The 17,080-nt window shown below is 52.4% G+C and carries 14 protein-coding genes; 4 read left to right on the top strand and 10 right to left on the bottom strand.

The window, feature by feature from the left end:
• Positions 1–16: 16 nt before the first annotated feature.
• The 9 genes from purF to ACL7TT_RS00500 all read right to left on the bottom strand — a co-directional run bounded on the left by purF (position 17) and on the right by ACL7TT_RS00500 (position 11,442).
• Positions 17–1,504, bottom strand: a complete 1,488-nt coding sequence (gene purF, locus ACL7TT_RS00540) for an amidophosphoribosyltransferase (protein ID WP_413392269.1) — start codon at positions 1,502–1,504, stop codon at positions 17–19.
• A gap of 42 nt (positions 1,505–1,546) precedes the next feature.
• Positions 1,547–2,041 (bottom strand): CvpA family protein, encoded by a 495-nt coding sequence (locus ACL7TT_RS00535; protein ID WP_413392267.1) that lies wholly within the window; start codon positions 2,039–2,041, stop codon positions 1,547–1,549.
• Between the two features lie 241 nt (positions 2,042–2,282).
• On the bottom strand, positions 2,283–2,936 hold the full coding sequence (locus tag ACL7TT_RS00530; RefSeq protein ID WP_413392265.1) for an SPOR domain-containing protein: 654 nt from the start codon (positions 2,934–2,936) through the stop codon (positions 2,283–2,285).
• The gene (locus tag ACL7TT_RS00525; RefSeq protein WP_413392263.1) at positions 2,905–4,188 is read right to left on the bottom strand and encodes a bifunctional folylpolyglutamate synthase/dihydrofolate synthase; all 1,284 of its coding nucleotides are present in this window, start codon (positions 4,186–4,188) and stop codon (positions 2,905–2,907) included. The genes ACL7TT_RS00530 and ACL7TT_RS00525 overlap by 32 nt, the downstream gene beginning before the upstream one ends.
• Positions 4,189–4,246: 58 nt before the next feature.
• On the bottom strand, positions 4,247–5,101 hold the full coding sequence (gene accD, locus ACL7TT_RS00520) for an acetyl-CoA carboxylase, carboxyltransferase subunit beta (protein WP_299940890.1): 855 nt from the start codon (positions 5,099–5,101) through the stop codon (positions 4,247–4,249).
• Positions 5,102–5,261: 160 nt separating this feature from the next.
• Positions 5,262–6,071: a tryptophan synthase subunit alpha gene (gene trpA / locus ACL7TT_RS00515; RefSeq protein WP_299940892.1), complete on the bottom strand. Its 810-nt coding sequence runs from the start codon at positions 6,069–6,071 to the stop codon at positions 5,262–5,264.
• A 92-nt stretch (positions 6,072–6,163) separates the two neighbouring features.
• Positions 6,164–7,381, bottom strand: coding sequence for a tryptophan synthase subunit beta (gene trpB / locus ACL7TT_RS00510; protein WP_299940895.1), 1,218 nt, complete (start codon positions 7,379–7,381; stop codon positions 6,164–6,166).
• Positions 7,382–7,560: 179 nt separating this feature from the next.
• On the bottom strand, positions 7,561–8,172 hold the full coding sequence (locus ACL7TT_RS00505; protein ID WP_413392260.1) for a phosphoribosylanthranilate isomerase: 612 nt from the start codon (positions 8,170–8,172) through the stop codon (positions 7,561–7,563).
• 675 nt (positions 8,173–8,847) lie between these two features.
• Positions 8,848–11,442 (bottom strand): PKD domain-containing protein, encoded by a 2,595-nt coding sequence (locus tag ACL7TT_RS00500; RefSeq protein WP_413392258.1) that lies wholly within the window; start codon positions 11,440–11,442, stop codon positions 8,848–8,850.
• A 1,469-nt stretch (positions 11,443–12,911) separates the two neighbouring features.
• On the opposite strand from ACL7TT_RS00500, the gene ACL7TT_RS00495 reads away from it, so the two are divergent.
• Positions 12,912–13,157: a hypothetical protein gene (locus ACL7TT_RS00495; RefSeq protein ID WP_413392256.1), complete on the top strand. Its 246-nt coding sequence runs from the start codon at positions 12,912–12,914 to the stop codon at positions 13,155–13,157.
• Between the two features lie 799 nt (positions 13,158–13,956).
• On the opposite strand, the gene ACL7TT_RS00490 is transcribed toward ACL7TT_RS00495, so the two are convergent.
• Positions 13,957–14,187, bottom strand: a complete 231-nt coding sequence (locus ACL7TT_RS00490) for a hypothetical protein (protein ID WP_413392254.1) — start codon at positions 14,185–14,187, stop codon at positions 13,957–13,959.
• Positions 14,188–14,805: 618 nt separating this feature from the next.
• Between ACL7TT_RS00490 and ACL7TT_RS00485 the strand changes: the two genes are divergently transcribed.
• From ACL7TT_RS00485 to ACL7TT_RS00475, 3 genes are all read left to right on the top strand, one after another.
• Entirely contained in the window at positions 14,806–15,435 is a 630-nt protein-coding gene (locus ACL7TT_RS00485; protein WP_413392252.1) for a CHAP domain-containing protein, read from the top strand.
• 118 nt (positions 15,436–15,553) lie between these two features.
• Positions 15,554–15,940, top strand: coding sequence for a hypothetical protein (locus tag ACL7TT_RS00480; RefSeq protein ID WP_413392250.1), 387 nt, complete (start codon positions 15,554–15,556; stop codon positions 15,938–15,940).
• Between the two features lie 150 nt (positions 15,941–16,090).
• Complete coding sequence (locus tag ACL7TT_RS00475; protein ID WP_413392248.1) at positions 16,091–16,729, top strand: LysE family translocator; 639 nt, start codon at positions 16,091–16,093, stop codon at positions 16,727–16,729.
• Positions 16,730–17,080: the final 351 nt, after the last annotated feature.

The following is a 17,080-nucleotide window of genomic DNA, read 5'->3' as shown; positions in this document are numbered from 1 at the left end:
CGCACTGGAGGATCACCTACAGGGCACTGGTATCGACCTTCTTGTGTTTGGCATTATCATTGCGCGCCGTGTGCAGGTCGTCGAGGTACTGATCGTCCACATCGCAGGTAATGTAGTTGCCGTCGAATACGGAACAATCGAAACGGTCGATCCTCTGGTCACCACCGCTGGAGCTGACCACCAGATCTTCCAGGTCCTGGTAGATCAGCCAGTCTGCACCGATTTCTGCACAGATCTCCTCGGTGGTGCGCCCATGGGCCACCAGTTCGCTGGCGGACGGCATGTCGATACCGTATACATTGGGGTATTTCACCGCGGGGGCGGCGCTGGCGAAATATACCTTGGCGGCACCGGCATCGCGGGCCATTTGGATAATCTGCTTGCAGGTGGTACCGCGTACAATGGAGTCATCCACCAGCAGGACGTTCTTGCCGCGGAATTCCAGCTCGATCGCATTGAGTTTCTGGCGCACAGATTTTTTGCGTTGCCTCTGCCCGGGCATGATAAAGGTACGGCCGATATAACGATTTTTCACCATACCCTCACGGAACTTCACGTCCAGACGGTAGGCCACTGTCTGGCCGGCGGTGCGGGCAGAATCGGGGATGGGGATCACCACATCGATATCGTGGTCCGGGCACAGACGCAGGATCTTGTCCGCCAGGTGCTCCCCCTGGCGCAGGCGCGCCTTGTGTACAGACACACCGTCCATAATGGAATCCGGGCGCGCAAAGTACACATGTTCAAAAATACAGGGGGTGAGGGATGGGTTCCTGGCGCACTGCTCGGAATGCACTGTGCCGTCAAGCTCGATATAAATCGCCTCACCGGGTGCCACATCGCGCACCAGGGTGTAACCGAGCACATCCAGGGCCACGGATTCGGAGGCCACCATATACTCGGTGCCCTTGTCCGTTTCGCGCTTGCCATACACCAGCGGGCGAATGCCGTTTGGGTCGCGAAAGGCGACGATACCGTAACCCACAATCAGGGCCACACAGGCATAGGCACCGCGCACGCGCTTGTGCACGCCGCGCATGGCGGTAAAGATATCTTCCGCTTTGGGCTGCAGCTTGTGCAGTTTGTGCAGCTCGTGGGCGAAGACATTCAGCAGCACTTCGGAATCGGAATCGGTATTGATATGGCGCAGGTCCTGCTGGAAGATCTCGTCCACCACCTCGCGCATATTGGTGAGATTGCCATTGTGGGCCATGGCAATGCCGTAGGGGGAGTTCACATAAAACGGCTGCGCCAGTGCAGGGCCTGAACTGCCTGCAGTGGGATAGCGCACATGACCGATGCCAAAATTACCCTTCAAACGCTCCATATGGCGCGCTCGGAACACATCGCGCACCAGGCCATTGGCTTTCTGCTGGTTCAGACGATCATCGTCACAGGTCACGATGCCGGCGGCATCCTGACCCCGGTGCTGCAATAGGGTGAGTCCATCATAGAGTTGCAGATTGACGTCACTCTTACCGACGACACCGATAATACCACACATAGTTTTGACCTTATTGATCGAGAAAGCGGCGCTAGCACCCGATTAAAACAACGTTCCGAAGAAGTCCATAACGGACTTGGCCAGCGCCCGTGTACTGCCCTCGAACTCAAGGAAATGTGCAATCAACACCGAATCCCCCCACCAGCTGTCCTGTTTCACCGGCACCAGCGCCGGCGCCAGTATCAATAGCGCCATCACCACAATGCCCCCCCGCACCAGACCGAACACCACTCCCAGCACCCGGTCGGTACCGGATAAACCGGTGGCCTCGACAAAAGCGGAGAGCATCGTATTCAGGCCCGCACCCGCTAATAGGGTGCCGAAAAACAGGATGGCAAAGGCGGTAATCATCTGCAGGGAGGGGGTATCGACGAGATTGGAAAGCAGTGGCGCCAACTGGTCTCGAAACAACATGGCAACAATAAAAGCGGCGACCCAGGTGAGTAGTGACAGGGTTTCGCGCACAAAGCCCCGGCCGAGACCGATGAGCGTGGAGATACCCACAATTGCCAGAATGATCCAGTCAGCCCAATTCATTCAACCCACCTGCGTGGCGGCTGTTGCCGCAAAGAGCGCGCATTCTAACGTAAGGAACCAAGCGCGTGAAGCTGTAGGCCAACCGACTGGAATTTAATCCCCCAGAGACAAAACTTCTTGGGCGATTCGCCATACAGCCATGAGTTTTTACCGAATAAAAATGCAAACATACGGCCGGAGGCCGGCGCCCTGCTGATGCCCTGGCGGGGGAGCTGTGCCGAGATCTTACACGGACGGAACTTTAAAAACGCAGAATCAGGGTTTGCGTCTGCAGCAAAGTATCCAGTTCCCGTTTCAGGGCCTGGGCATCCAACTTATTGATCTTGGGCCCGACAAGGACTCGCACCAGGCGTCCCTTGTCGGTCTGTACTGCACGAGTGTAGGCCCGGTAACCTTTATCCATCAAGCGTATACGCAGTTGCTCCGCCCGAGTGGGCTCCCGATAAGAGGCCACCTGTACAACCCAGGCCATCGGCAGGCCCTGGGCATCCACCAGTGGTGAAGCACCCTTTTTTGGCGCAACAGGGGTATTACTGCTGGACGTTGGGCTGTCTTGTGCCCGGTTATCCGCAGGCGGAGAAGCGGCGCTTTGTTCAGCCTGCGCCGGTGGGTTGGAAAACTGCTCGGGCACTGCCGGCTGGAAGGCCGCATCGGCTGGGGGGGCCGGGGACACACCCTTCACAGGCTCTGGCTTGGCAATCTCGATAGGGTGGATATCCGGCTCCGCGGGAATCTGACTCACCTCACTGATATAGCCTTTCGCTGCTTCACGATCCAGCAGGCTGGGCAGGAAGATCACAGCGAGAGCGACGAGCACCAGCGCACCGACAATACGCTGCTTGAAGCCGTCATTCAGTCGCCCCTTAGGGGAGGACTTGTCCTCGCAATTCTTCATTACCCTCGTCTCGTATCTGCTGCAGAACTTCCGCCACAGTAAAGAAGGATCCAAATACAAGCAACCTGTCCTGCGGACCCATGGTCAGCAGCAACCGTTGCAACCCACCGGCAACCGTTGGACAGCGGCCATCCACTTTCGTTACCTCGACACCCGCCGCCTCCAGACCGGTGCAGAGGGCCTTGGCCCCCGCAGCGCGGATATTGCCCGGCAACAGCGCCGGGTGCCAGCGGTCTACCAGGGGCCGCAGTGGGGCAAACAAACCACCCAGGTCCTTATCCGCCATAGCTGCCACCAGGGCATGGGTCTCCCCCGCCACCCGGTTGGATTCCAGCCAGCGCGCCAGGTGCGCCGCAGCAGCGGGGTTGTGACCAACATCCAGCAACAGCGTGCGTTCACGCCACTGTACCTGCTGACAGCGTCCCGGTAGTGCTATGCGGGACAATACTGCCTCGGTGTTCTGCTGTGGCAGAACATTGAGCAGCGCCAGGGCAGTAATTGCGGCAGCAGTGCTGGCATATGACAAACTGATGGGCGGGATTGTCAGCGCCAGCGTGCCAAACGCATAAAGGCCCCCGCCACTGCCAGTCGTCACAGTGAAATCCCGATCAATAAAGTAGCTGAAACCAGCGTGGTTTTCCGCTGCGGACACAACGGATTGCGGCGGTGCCCTGTCCGCACAGACAAAGGGGATATCCGGGCGTAAAATTCCGGCCTTTTCACCACCAATCATTTCCCGATCGCTGCCCAGCCAGTCCTCGTGATCCATGGCCACACTGGTGATAATGGCCAGATCCGTATCCACCAGATTGACCGCGTCCAGGCGCCCACCGAGGCCGACTTCCAACAGGGCGAACGCAACGCCGGCGCGCTGGAAGAGCCACAGCGCCGCCAGAGTGGTGAATTCAAAGTAGGTCAGGCTGATCTCACCACGGGCGGCCTCCACCACTTCAAAGGCGCCGACCAGGTCATTATCAGACACCGCCCCGCCGTTGATACGAATCCGCTCATTAAAGCGCAGCAGGTGCGGGGAGCTGTAGGCAGCGACAGATCGACCGGCACTGCACAGCAGGGCTTCCATCACAGCCACACAGGTGCCCTTGCCATTGGTCCCGGCAACCGTAATCACCGTTGGGGCGGGTTTCTGAACGCCCAATGCACCGGCCACACTGGAGACACGCTCCAGACCCAGCTCAATTTCAGTGGGATGCAAGCGCTCCAGGCGATCGAGCCAGTCTTGTAATGAAAGCATCGTTGGACAAGTCACAAAGGGTGGCAACACAGCGACAAAGATGACCGGCAACCGGACATCAGTTGCCGCTCAGCTTACCCAGCAGGCGCGATACCGTTGAGCGCATATCCCTGCGCGAAATGATCAGATCAATCGCGCCGTGCTCCAGCAAAAACTCACTGCGCTGGAACCCTTTGGGCAGTTTCTGACGAATGGTCTGCTCGATAATATTGGGCCCGGCAAAACCGGCGCGGGCACCGGGCTCCGCCGCGTTGATATCCCCCAGCAGCGCCAGGGAGGCGGAGACACCACCGTAAACCGGATCGGTCATGATGGAGAAATAGGGCACCCCCGCCATCTTCAGTTTTTCGAGCACCGCGGAGGTTTTCGCCATCTGCATCAACGAGATCAACGCCTCTTGCATGCGCGCGCCACCAGTCGCAGAGAAGCACACCAGCGGTATCCGCTGCTCCAGGGCGCGCTGGGCCGCACGGGTAAAGCGCTCTCCGACCACATAGCCCATGGAGCCGCCGTGAAAAGCGAACTCAAACGCCACTGCAATCAGCGGCGCCCCCTTCAGGGTGCCCTGCATGGCCACCAGCGCATCTTTTTCACCCGTGGCTTTTTGCGCTTGCAAAAGGCGGTCCTTATACTTCTTGACGTCCTTGAACTTCAGGCGATCCACGGGTAGCACATCGCTGGCGAGTTCCTCCCGCCCTGCCTCATCGAGAAAGATATCCAGCCGGCGACGGGCACCGATGCGCATATGGTGGTCACACTTGGGGCAAACATCCAGATTGCGTTCCAGCTCCGGGCGGTAAAGCATCGCATCACACTTGACACACTTTCTCCACACCCCCTCGGGCACCTTGCTGCTGCCGGTGCGGCGCTCGGTGCGAATGACTGAGGGAACAATTTTTTCTAACCAGCTCATCTCGTTTCCAAATCCGGATGCTTTCAGTAGGCCGATGTATTGTACCGACCGGTGAGTTTCAGGCTGCGAATTAAAACACTAAGCTGAGCACCGAACCCGGCCACATCAGCCGCTGTTTTTGGCTTTCTGGCCAGTCCAGTGCCTGAACGCAGGGCCGCGCTTACCGGTCCAGGGCTTGGCGCATTTCGCTGACAATCGCCCCAACCCGCTCCTTGGCCGCCACCAGGTCCGGTGCTTCATCAATCGCCGATACCAATACGCTACCGACTACTGCACCCTCTCCGTGGGCGCTGACAGCGCGCGCCGATGCGCCATCCTTGATGCCGAAGCCCACACACAGGGGCAGATCGGTAAAGCGGCGGATATGGGCTAAGTTATTGCGTACAGAGTCCAGGTCCAGGTGACCGGCTCCGGTTACCCCTTTCAGGGATACATAGTAAACAAAACCACTGGCCAGGGCGGAAATTTCCCGGATACGCGCATCACTGGTGGTGGGCGTCAGCAGAAAAATATTGCGCAGATCGCGCTCCGCCAACAGTCCATTGAGCGGCCCCGCTTCCTCCGCCGGCAAATCCACGGTGAGCGCGCCGTCAACTCCGGCCTCACAGGCGGCATCGGCAAACGCCCGCTCGCCCATGCGCTGGATAGGATTGGCGTAACCCATCAGAATCACCGGGGTCTCCTTATCCACTTGGCGGAACGCCTGCACCAGCGCCAGGCACTTGCGCAGCGAGGCGCCATTGGCCAGAGCCCGTTCATGGCCTTTCTGGATCACTGGCCCCTCCGCCATGGGGTCGGAAAAAGGCACCCCCAACTCAATCACATCCGCCCCGTTCGCCACCAACTGGTGCATCAGGGGAACCGTATTCCCGAGCCCGCCATCCCCGGCAACAAGGTAAGTTACCAGGGCCTTGCGACCCTCTCTGCCCAGCGCAGCAAAGCGGCGATCAATTCTGTTTTGTTCTGTCACATGTATTCCCTGAGCTACTCCCGGCCCGACACCAGTGCATTCAATCAATATTGTGCAACCCAACCCCACACTGTAAAGCGGTTTTGGAATGGTTAAACCTCAATGCCGTCGATCGCAGCAACGGTAAAAATATCCTTGTCGCCGCGACCGGAGAGGTTCACAACGATATTTTGCTCCGGCGCCATATCGACCGCCAGTTTCAGCGCGAAAGCCACCGCATGACTGGACTCCAGCGCCGGCAGTATACCCTCGGTACGGGTGAGGCGGCGGAAGGCGTCGAGCGCCTCCGTATCATCGGCGGTGACATATTCGACCCGCCCGATATCCTTGAGCCAGGCGTGCTCTGGCCCCACTCCCGGGTAATCGAGCCCCGCAGACACGGAATGGGTCTCGATAATCTGGCCGTCGTCATCCTCCATCAGGTAAGTGCGGTTACCGTGCAACACACCGGGAATACCGTCATTCAGCGGAGCCGCGTGCCGACCAGAAGCCAGACCCTCGCCACCGGCCTCGACACCAAACATCTTCACTTCAGCCGCATTCAGGAAGGGGTGAAACAGACCGATGGCATTGGACCCGCCGCCAACACAGGCCACCAGGGCATCGGGTAAGCGGCCAAACTGCGCCAGGCTCTGGCTGTGCGCCTCACGGCCAATAATGGCGTTGAAATCCCGCACCAACTGCGGATACGGATGGGGGCCTGCTGCGGTACCAATGATGTAGAAGGTATTGTCCACATTGGTGACCCAGTCGCGCATGGCTTCGTTCATGGCGTCCTTGAGGGTCTTGGAACCGGATTCCACCGGTACCACTTCAGCGCCAAGCAGCTTCATGCGGTAGACATTAGGAGACTGGCGCTTGACATCTTCCGACCCCATATACACAACACACTGCAGCCCAAGCCGCGCGGCGACAGTGGCCGACGCCACACCGTGCTGACCAGCCCCCGTCTCGGCAATCACCCGGGTCTTGCCGCTATGTTTGGCCAGCAGGGCCTGGCCAACCGCATTGTTTATCTTGTGCGCACCCGTGTGGTTGAGGTCTTCGCGTTTAAGCCAGATACGCGCCCCACCGGCCTGCTCTGTCAAGCGCTCGGCAAGATACAGTGGCGATGGCCGCCCGACATAGTGCGCCAGATCGCGGTCAAGGGCAGCGACAAATTCCGGATCCTCTTTCAGGCGACTGTACATCGCCTGTAATTCATCCAGTGCGCTGATCAGCGTCTCCGAAACAAAGCGGCCGCCATAGGGGCCGAAATGCCCGCTGGCATCCGGGAAGGTGGAAAAATCAATAGCACCTGGTTTACTCACACGTCTACTCCGTCGATCTCTAGGGTTCTTTTTTACCCGAATTCAAACAGTTCGTCCTGAACTGTTTGAATGTCGCCTGTAAAGACTGGCGCAGATACGTGGATCTGCTGGCCTTTTCAGCCTCGCGCCGGCTGCTGCCGGCGGCACTGTCCAGTGCCGCTCATCGCTGTTTTACCGGCCTAGTGGCCCTTCGCTGCACGGATAAATGCAGTGACTTTGCGCGGGTCTTTAAGGCCTGGCGACTGCTCTACCCCACCGCTGACATCCACCCCCTGGGGGCGGGCAGCAGCGATTGCCGCAGCGACATTCTCCGCCTTCAGGCCACCGGCAAGGACAATCGGGCAGCCGCTGTTTTGGGGTACCCTGTCCCAGTCAAAGGTCTCTCCGGTACCTCCGGGAACGCCCGCGCGATAGGCGTCCAACAGGAAACCCCGTGCGTTGGGGTGCTGTGCCATTGCTGCGGATATCTCCAAATCCTCTCTCATACGCAAGGCCTTAATATAAGGCCGTCGAAACTGCTCACAATAGCGCGCGCCTTCCTCGCCATGGAACTGCAAGAGATTAAGAGGTACACATTCCAGCGCTTGATCCACCTCGCTCTGGGCGGCATCCACAAACAGGCCGGTGAGGGTAACGAAGGGAGGCACCGCAGCGGCGATGGCGGCAGCGGCCTGAAGGCCAATATAGCGCGGGCTCGCCTTGTAGAACACCAGACCCAGCGCATCCGCGCCAGCATCAACAGCCCCAAGGGCATCGTCAACACGGGTAATGCCGCAAATCTTTACTTGCATCGTTTAACCTGAAGCCATCCGAGCGGCCAACAGAAATGGGGGATTCGGGATACTAGCAGATTGGTACAGGGCCTTAAATGGGGTCTTGGACAGGCGCTTTGGTTCTGCCCTCCTACACCCCCTGCCCCCACGCCTCACTCCTTGCTGATCATAGACCTCCCGGCCTCTGACAACCGGAGCAGATGGGCTTGACGTTCTTAACAGGGGGCGATATCAAGCCCAAATTGCGCAGGGCCAACATCACTCTCCACAAAACGTACCCTGCAGTGCACGAAGGGCTTAAGCCTGTGACTTTGATTCAAGATAGCCTTTAGCTGCATCTGTTGGACCGCTGCCTGGTAGACCGCTTTTACCCAAAAAGGCCTTACCTGAAACACGCCAATAGATACACTTTGTGATTTTCTGCCAAAATCTTCAGTCTAGGAGGAACACAGGCGCTTACGTCGAGGAGTCCTAGACTGCCTTATAGCGGGCCAACCCCCTCTCGCAGGTGGATGGACATTACCCGCCTACCACCCACCAGGGGGGGCAAGCCCGAAAGGAGAGGGGCTCAGACCCACAGATTTTTCTAAGGACTAAAAATTAAGTGGCTTATTGACAATACCCACTTTACGGGTGCGGATATTGTCAACACACCCGATTATTTAGTCAATGTTGCAGCAGAGACCCAGAACACTAATATATGGCCTCCCAATGTGCCCCATTAAACTCATAGGTTCGCTCTTCCCCTTTTTTTATCATCTCTCGAAGTCCATCGTGATAAATAGAAGATGAATAGGTCGCCTTATGGTTAAAATTGATTAACTTTCCCTTTCGGATATTGCCACTTGGTAAAGAGAACTCTCCAGCCCAGGCACCATCTGCTGTACTGACGTAAACAATATCGTACTCCGATAATAACCCTGCAATATTCTCATTGAATTTACCTAAGGCTAACTTTGTATTGACTTCGACTGTGAAATCAAACGCAACGGTTGCCATTTGCCGTGAATCATCGGTAAAGAAAGAAACATAGACACCAGCCATTGGCGTTTCTAAGAATTTTACCCTTATTTGATTGGTATTATTCTGAGTCACTTCAACATGCAAGTCAGCCGTCGATAAAAGCCTTAAACTTAAACCATCAGCATCGGTGTTATCGCCGTAAATATCAAAAATATATTCATCATTGTTTTTATCGTAGCTCTCCGTTACAGCAATATCTGATGAAATATATTGAGTGCCTATATTGATCAAATAATCATCGACCACTTTTTTACCGAACAAATCATCAATGCCATTTGCTGACGCCCAACCACCTTCATGGCCAAATCCATGATTATGATAATATTCGTGGATTAATGCTTGCCAGCCTTCTATCTGCTTGGTATAGGTACCCGTTGCCATATAACCCATCAATGCGGGATGCATCCAGACAACATGCCTGTTCTCTGACATCGCTGTTGCAAAAAAGCTCAATGCCGGCAGTGTGCCCAGGCCCCATACATCGTTATCAATCCATAAATCTGTGTTTAATGCAGATACCGATTTTGCAAAGTAGGTATCTACTGCATAGTTTTCAACAGTATCACCATAATTTTTACAAACCGTATTGTCATCGCAAATCGTCTTGAGATGTTCCGTTACTTCCTGTAACGTTTCCGGTGAATTCATCATAAAACGATCGTAGATTTGCGCCTTTTCAGCGTTCGACCGCTCTATATTATTTGCATAACGCGAGTTTGCAGTCTGATCATGCACTCTTTGCGCTTTATAGTTAATGATGGAGTTGGAGATTGTTTCACCGTTAACAACTTCAGCGCCTCTCCACTCAGTCGCAATGGATGCCTGTGAATACGCCGGCAGTGAGGGCTCCAATGTCACCTTGACAACTGTATTGTTCAACAACAACTTCAATTCATTTAACACATAAGGTGTATTATTGGTCAACGTGTCGCCTGCAATCGTGATATGGGTTAAATCCACTTTATCAGGCTTATTAATCTCAGCTATCCGATTTAAATTTAATGGTGCATTCTGTATTTGCTCAGCCTCTGTTTTGTACAAATCAACTTCAATTACCCTATTCTCCCGGTATTCGACAGTTTCAACTTGTCCAGTATCTGACTGTTTTATGTGATAACTGAATTCTGTGCCGGTCTCTTTTGCCCAAATGTGGTTTCTGTAACTAGACTGTAGAAGGGTAATTTTCTTTGTACCTGCATTTTTTTCGCCGATCTTGACAATATCTGTTACTTCATTAACACATTGCCCCAACTGGTAAGGCCACTGGTAATTTCGTAACCAACCTGTTGGAATACTGCATTCAAAGACAAGCAGGCTTGTAGAATTTTTAACCTCAACAGCAAACACGGTATCTTCTTCTAGTGTGTCTGCCGTATTTATTTGGCCTATCTTATATTGATAAACGCTGTTACCACCCATCACTTCAGATTTGACAGTGACAACCACACGGTCTGACACTGTCTCTGCACCATCACTTACCCTGACCTCAAAGGTATACTCAGTATCGACTTTTAATGTCGGCGCTGAAAAATATGAGAGCATTGTCTTGTCATTGTGCAGTACAACTTGAGGCCCTGAAATCTGTACCCATTGATACGTTAAGCTATCGCCATTTACGTCACTGGAAGCCGATGCATTTAGCTCGATGGTTTGCTGGGGCAACTGAACGGTAAAATCACCCCCTGCATCGGCTATAGGTGCCTGATTATCAGCTTCAGATGCCTTGGCATGAATGGTGATTATTTTTGTTGAAGTGAATACGCCATCAGAAACAGCCACTTCAAATAAAAAAGCAGTATCTTCGGATAATACTGGCAGCTCAACAATTGCCTTGGCTTGGGTAGCATTGTTTAAAGGTAATTTACTACCTTGCGTTTGACTCCATTGATAGGTCAAGCCATCAGACTGTTCATCATAAGAGCCACTGGCGTCCAGGGTGACTACTGCCGGTGATTGCACTATTTTTTGTGAATCCAATACTACAACAGGTGCTGTATTGGTAGTAGTATCGCCACCACATTGCCCGGCATTTAATTCAAGCAGTAACCACGGCTCTTGACCCCAGTTCGCAGCGGCTGCCGATGCTGGAACATCTGGCGAAGGTTTTTTTGAGGCACTGGCCCACCATTTAGCCTTGTATAAGTTACCATCGAGGCAAACTTGATCGCCTCCTGAATAACTTTTACTCTGCCATTGCTCAGCGGAAAAAGCGATACCTGGCAGCAGCGTAAGCCCTACCAGGCAAGACGGTATTAAATATTTCATCTGTCTAGATCCTTTGTACTTTTACAGCAGGTTCACCCTTAAGCCCTGCCCGTAAAGTATAAAGAATGCCGATCATCACAAATGCCCATCGAGTCTCAGAATAGTTATGGCAGTTTTTCAAGCTGCCCATCATTGCTTTACCCCTTGGGGGTAAACTTCAATCACATTTGCTTTCAAGGATAAATCTGTCGATCACTCGATATTCATCGCAATGGTTTTAAGGTATGAGCAAAAGCCGCCGCTAATAGCAGAATCATGGAAAATGGCATCGACTTGTTTGAAAATAATGATCACAGAAGCCGCCTGACACAAGACCTGCACTAAGCTGGCTAACCGTGTGCGAACACTGCAACGCTGGCACAAAGAACTACAGAAAGAGCGCTTGGTCGGCCAGCGCAAGCGCGCAGCCCGGTTGCGAATCCAGGCAACCCACTCAGTGCCGGGGAACGGCAAGCGGTATTGAATAACTGCAACCAGCTGGAATACCAAGGCCTGTCGCCGTCACAGGCAATGCCGATTCAGGCAGTACGGATATTGGGTCGTATGAACCTGCCTGGTATCAGAAACAGGCAGGCAAATTGGCAATTATTGATCCAAAAATGCCCTTCCGAGCAATAGATATCCAGCGCCGCACGTATGCTTGTAGTGAAACGCCTGAGGCTTTCATGCGCTAAAAGTTGGTCTCTTGCCCGCCCTCCCCGCATCACCGTACCTGCGGATCGACTTACGACGGTTGATTCAATCACGCCATTCGGAGGGTGAAATTCCTCTCCCTATCCCCCGTGCCGAAACCAGCCCTCAATGCCCAGGAAACAGATTACTGATGCCCTGGTGTACCGCAAATGGCTACGCAGCCGGAGGGAAACGCAACTTGGCGTCGCCTAAAGCTTCAACCCGATTGAATTCCTTGCAAAAAGCGAATACCGTGAGTCTGCTACCCTAGCGCCCAGCCGCCTCAATGGCGCAAATAAAGAATAATAAATAGATAACCAATACCGCAACGATCATCATTCTCCCCGCGAGGCGCCCGATAACGGGGGCGCTCGCAGGTAATCCATACACAAATAAACCAAAAAAGAAGGACCGCATCATGACCGCGTAAATAAGAGAAAAACGCCACCCCCCGGTGCTGATAACACCGAGAGATGGCTAACCCCAATAGATAAACTGACTATCTAGCGAGGCTGTCTTGAATGATACGCCATACACTCGTTCGTCTTCAATAAACGTCTCACTGAAGGCGAGCTTTTCGAGTCACTTTCGCCCCTGGCGGCGGAGTGTGCTGTGGCGTTGCGTGATGATTGGTGTGGTCTTTTACTTCAGCCGCGCACCGCCTCTCTGGCTGCGCACCCTGCAAGTTTTCCTTTTCTTTTCCCCACAAGGATCACGCCTGCGGCGAGAGAAACCGTGCAAAGCGATATGCTTTTTCTGCACCTTTCCGCCACAGGTGACTCAAGGAGCCTATAAAGATGCCTATATTACCCTGTCGATTGTTTCAGCCGCTGAACCTGGGTGGGTATTTTATTATCACGCCGGTCGCCATCAGAGATAAGGTTGTGGACCTGCACATTGCGCCCGGCAAGGGTAACCGCGTGATGCGGGCCGTGCGTTTACTGCAACTGCTGGACGAAGCCTGGGCACTGGAGGAGGACCCAACCGATCAGCCCCCAACCATCCTCAGGCCATTCAAGCACCGCCCCAATACAAAGACGTAGCGCTAGGCAAGCACCTCGAAAGCCTGTGCAGCCCGGAACAGTACCGCAAACGCTTACCTTCTTGTACGGTCACTATGGGGAGGTAAGCGCAGTCAAGACGGCAAGCCAGTACTCTTCTGCTCCGCACGGGTGCCGCCGCGGATGCGCAAGGCTCGATCGCTGCAAGCGGCGCTGCTGCAGCTGTACTGGAAAGGCGTATCAACGGGCGAAAAGGAGAACGCCCTGACGATAAGCCTACCTGAATAGTGATACCGTTTATAGGCAATATGACCAGATACGAGCCGGAATTTCGGTCACCGTGACCATTATTTTCGCAGTGAAGACTTACTTCCCATTAAAAACCAATAAATACAATGGGTTACATTTATTGGTGATTTTTGGGATACTGGTAGCAGTAATCATTATTCCAGGTGGTTCGATAGTGCTAAATTATCGTACCAGATTGATTTGCAGTAATATTTTAATAGTTTGCCGTTAAAATAACCCAGAAATACTGGCCATGGTGATCAGTATTTAAATGTTCTGTGTCGGATGAACAAATGAAAAATATACTGTTCCTGTGCAGCCAAAATAAGTTGAGAAGTCCAACTGCCGAATCCGTCTTTTGTGAAACAGATGACTGGGATGTTCGATCTGCTGGATTAAATACTGGTGCAGAGGTTTACATTAGCACTGAAGATGTCGAGTGGGCGGATTACATCTTTGTGATGGAGCAAGCTCACAAGAAGAAATTTAAAAAGAAATTTCGAGAACAAATTAAGAATCAAAGTATAATTTGCCTTGGAATGCCTGTATTAGTTCAGACCAAATCTGACACACAACCGGTATACCAGTGTGCCATTACCCTGGGTACCCCCAGGTGGCATTCACCCCCTGAGGGCTTGGGTATTGCGATCCGTTTGACGGGTTGGGGCTGGTAGTAGCTCTCAGCCAGGGCTCGGCGCAGTGCGGACCAGCGTGACTTTATCCACTGGGGATAGTCTTCGATGGAGATACCATCGACACCAGCGGCGCCCTTGTTCCAACGCACTTGCTTCCAGGCAGTACGCAGGTTCTCCGCGCATACAGGTTACTCACTAAAGCTGAGAACAAATCACTGCCGCTATGGGATTGAACGTCGTTTGTCACAACCGGATATCCTCATAAGGTAGTGATGTCTCACTCTTTGTTTAATGCTCGGGCCTTCCCCCTCTCCGGCTCCCTGCCGATTCCAGGTACTATGCCCTCTGCTGACTTCTGCACCTTCACCGCGCGAGTTCCCCCTCGTGGCGCTGGGGGCGCCCCCGGCCTGTAGCGCAGATCTCCCCAGATAAGAACAGGAACTGTCCCTGCACAACCGCCGTATTGTCCCTACTCCTCGAACCTGTGGACTTCGTTACCTTGTGCTAACTCGTCCCCGGAGCTGAGCCTTATATACGATTTCTGTTCGTCGGCTCGCAGGGTTGCGCTCGGGCTTCCTCCTGACAACCCCTCGCGAGGTTGCCCTTGCCGTCGGCCAGTAGTTATCATCACCGGTAACCCGGTGAGCAGGCTCTCCTACAGAGGACTTTCACCTCATTAGTTCATGCCCATGCTGGGCGTACACAAGCGCAGGCTGTCGGAACGCCTTTCCGCTGCGCTCCAAGTCGCCCGCAACTGCAGGCGTTAAATGTCACCATGTATCGAGGTTGTAAGAATTAAAAAGTACATACTTGCCTGTATATTATCTATTTCGCTCGTCGTGGTTGGATACAAGCTAATCACTTCAGTGAATTTGAATAGAGATCAAGAAATTGGCGAAATAGTTGATTCATTAGATGGCGTAACAGTCCATTTTAACGGAGGAGTGAACCATGTATTAGAAAGGAATCTTGCTAGCGATGGTTATAACCTCGGCCTGAAGTACCAGTGTGTTGAATTTGTAAAGCGGTTCTATTACGAACATTTCGGGCATAGAATGCCTGATACTTATGGGCACGCGAGAGATTTTTTTGACCCTACTGTATCGCATGGGGAGTTGAACCCTGCTAGAGGACTTTTACAATATCGTAACGGCGGTACTGACGCTCCTAAATATGGGGATATTTTGATTTTCAAACCATCAATCACAAATCCCTATGGCCATGTAGCAATCGTTTCAGGCATTGATCTAGACTCTATGAAGATAGAGATTACTCAACAGAATCCGGGACCTTTCAGTCCATCGCGTGAGGTTTATGACCTATCAGATAAAGATGGTTGGTCTATTCAAAATGGCCGTATAGTTGGATGGTTAAGGCTTGAGCAGGAAAATATTTAACAAGCCGATGAATTTCGTTCCGCCCTTATAGGGCTCCACTGGACATGCTAAACTGCGCGCAGCGTATCGACTATTGTGGCGTTATATATCCGCCTCGGAACAATAAACTGGAGTAGCCATGAAAAAGCTTACACCATTAATTCATTTTTCTATCGGGTTAGGAGTTATCCTACTCTGGTATTTGTGGCCGCCATTCATCAGCAACGCCCAAAAACTGTCTTATTATCTTTCGGAAATCTTTGGTAGTGAATTGTTGACATTCATAGGCCCAGTCCAAATTATGTTTTTCGTAATGGGAATTACGACAGGATATCTTTGCGCAAAGGGTGCTTTTTATCTTTCATTGTTGCAAGTGCTCCCGTCGTTTATTTTTTTTGGGCTACTAAATTTCAGTGATACTGCTTATTATCTAAAGCTAATCTATGGCTTTTCATTGGTGGTCTCCTCATTGCTGGGCGCGTATCTTGGTAGTGCAATTCAGCGCAGGGGAGCAAAAAATGCATAATCGAGTAAAGGCGGGCTGCTAGCCGGCCCTCCCACACCATCTTTCAGGATCGTTACTCGCCCAACTTGGGGGTAGACATTTAGAAAAATTGGACGGCCCAAATTCAGTCCATAGGTCATTGAGCATTTATCTTTATCTAAGGAGAGTTGAGTGGATATAAATAACATCATAACTTTTATAGCAGTAGCGACTTTGTTGGTTATTTCACCTGGTCCGAATGGTTTCCTCCTCACCAAAACAGTTCCATTCTCTGGACAAAAAGCAGGCTTCGCTAATATTTGGGGGTTCGTAGCTGCTTTTTACGTGCATGGTACATTATCTATATTTGGCATTTCTGTACTTCTCGTTCAATCTGCTCAAGCATTTTTTATCTTCAAAATTCTAGGCGCTGCTTATTTAATCTGGATTGGTATAAAAGCACTTGCTAGCGCCTTCAAAGCTAAAAATACAAAATTACCAGATTCGACTTATAAAAATATTAAGCTTGTTTCAATGCGCACCGCGTTTTCAGAGGGGTTCTTAACAAACGTGCTTAACCCCAAAGTATCAATGTTCTATTTGGCGGCCTTCCCACAATTTATATCCACAAATGAGGGGGCAGCAAATGCATATGCATTGGTAACTGCGCACTCTATAGTTAATTTTGTGTGGTTCTCTACAATGGTATTTATGTTGTCGCGCATAAAAAAAACCACAGACAATGCGCAATTTAAAAAGTGGCTAAATTCCATAACTGGAGTTGTATTTATCGGCTTCGGCTCTAAGTTGGCATTAATGAAAAACGGCTAATTGGGTAAAGGCAGTTTTTTAGCCCGCCCTCCCCACACCACCTACAGGATCGTTACTCACCCCCAACTTGAGGGAGGCCATTCATAGAAATTGGACAGTTCCAGACCCCATTTATCATCAGCTTTGAGGTTACATAATTTTGGGGCTTTTGCATTTCTAAGGTATAAATCAGCCATCTTGCAATTGTTGTCTCTACCAGACACTCAACCACACAAACCGGCCTGTGAACCGGTTTTTTACACCTGGAGAAGGTGGCTCCATGAATGGACAGGAGGCCGGAGGTGCGACAGTTGCGGGTGTAGGTTTGGCTCAAATCCCATGCTGCACAGATACAGGCGCAGGGGTGTAATG

The organism is Microbulbifer jejuensis (assembly GCF_047289955.1).
Classification (GTDB): domain Bacteria; phylum Pseudomonadota; class Gammaproteobacteria; order Pseudomonadales; family Cellvibrionaceae; genus Microbulbifer.
Note: the sequence above shows the minus strand (reverse complement) of the source record. Positions and strands in the feature narration are given on the sequence as shown.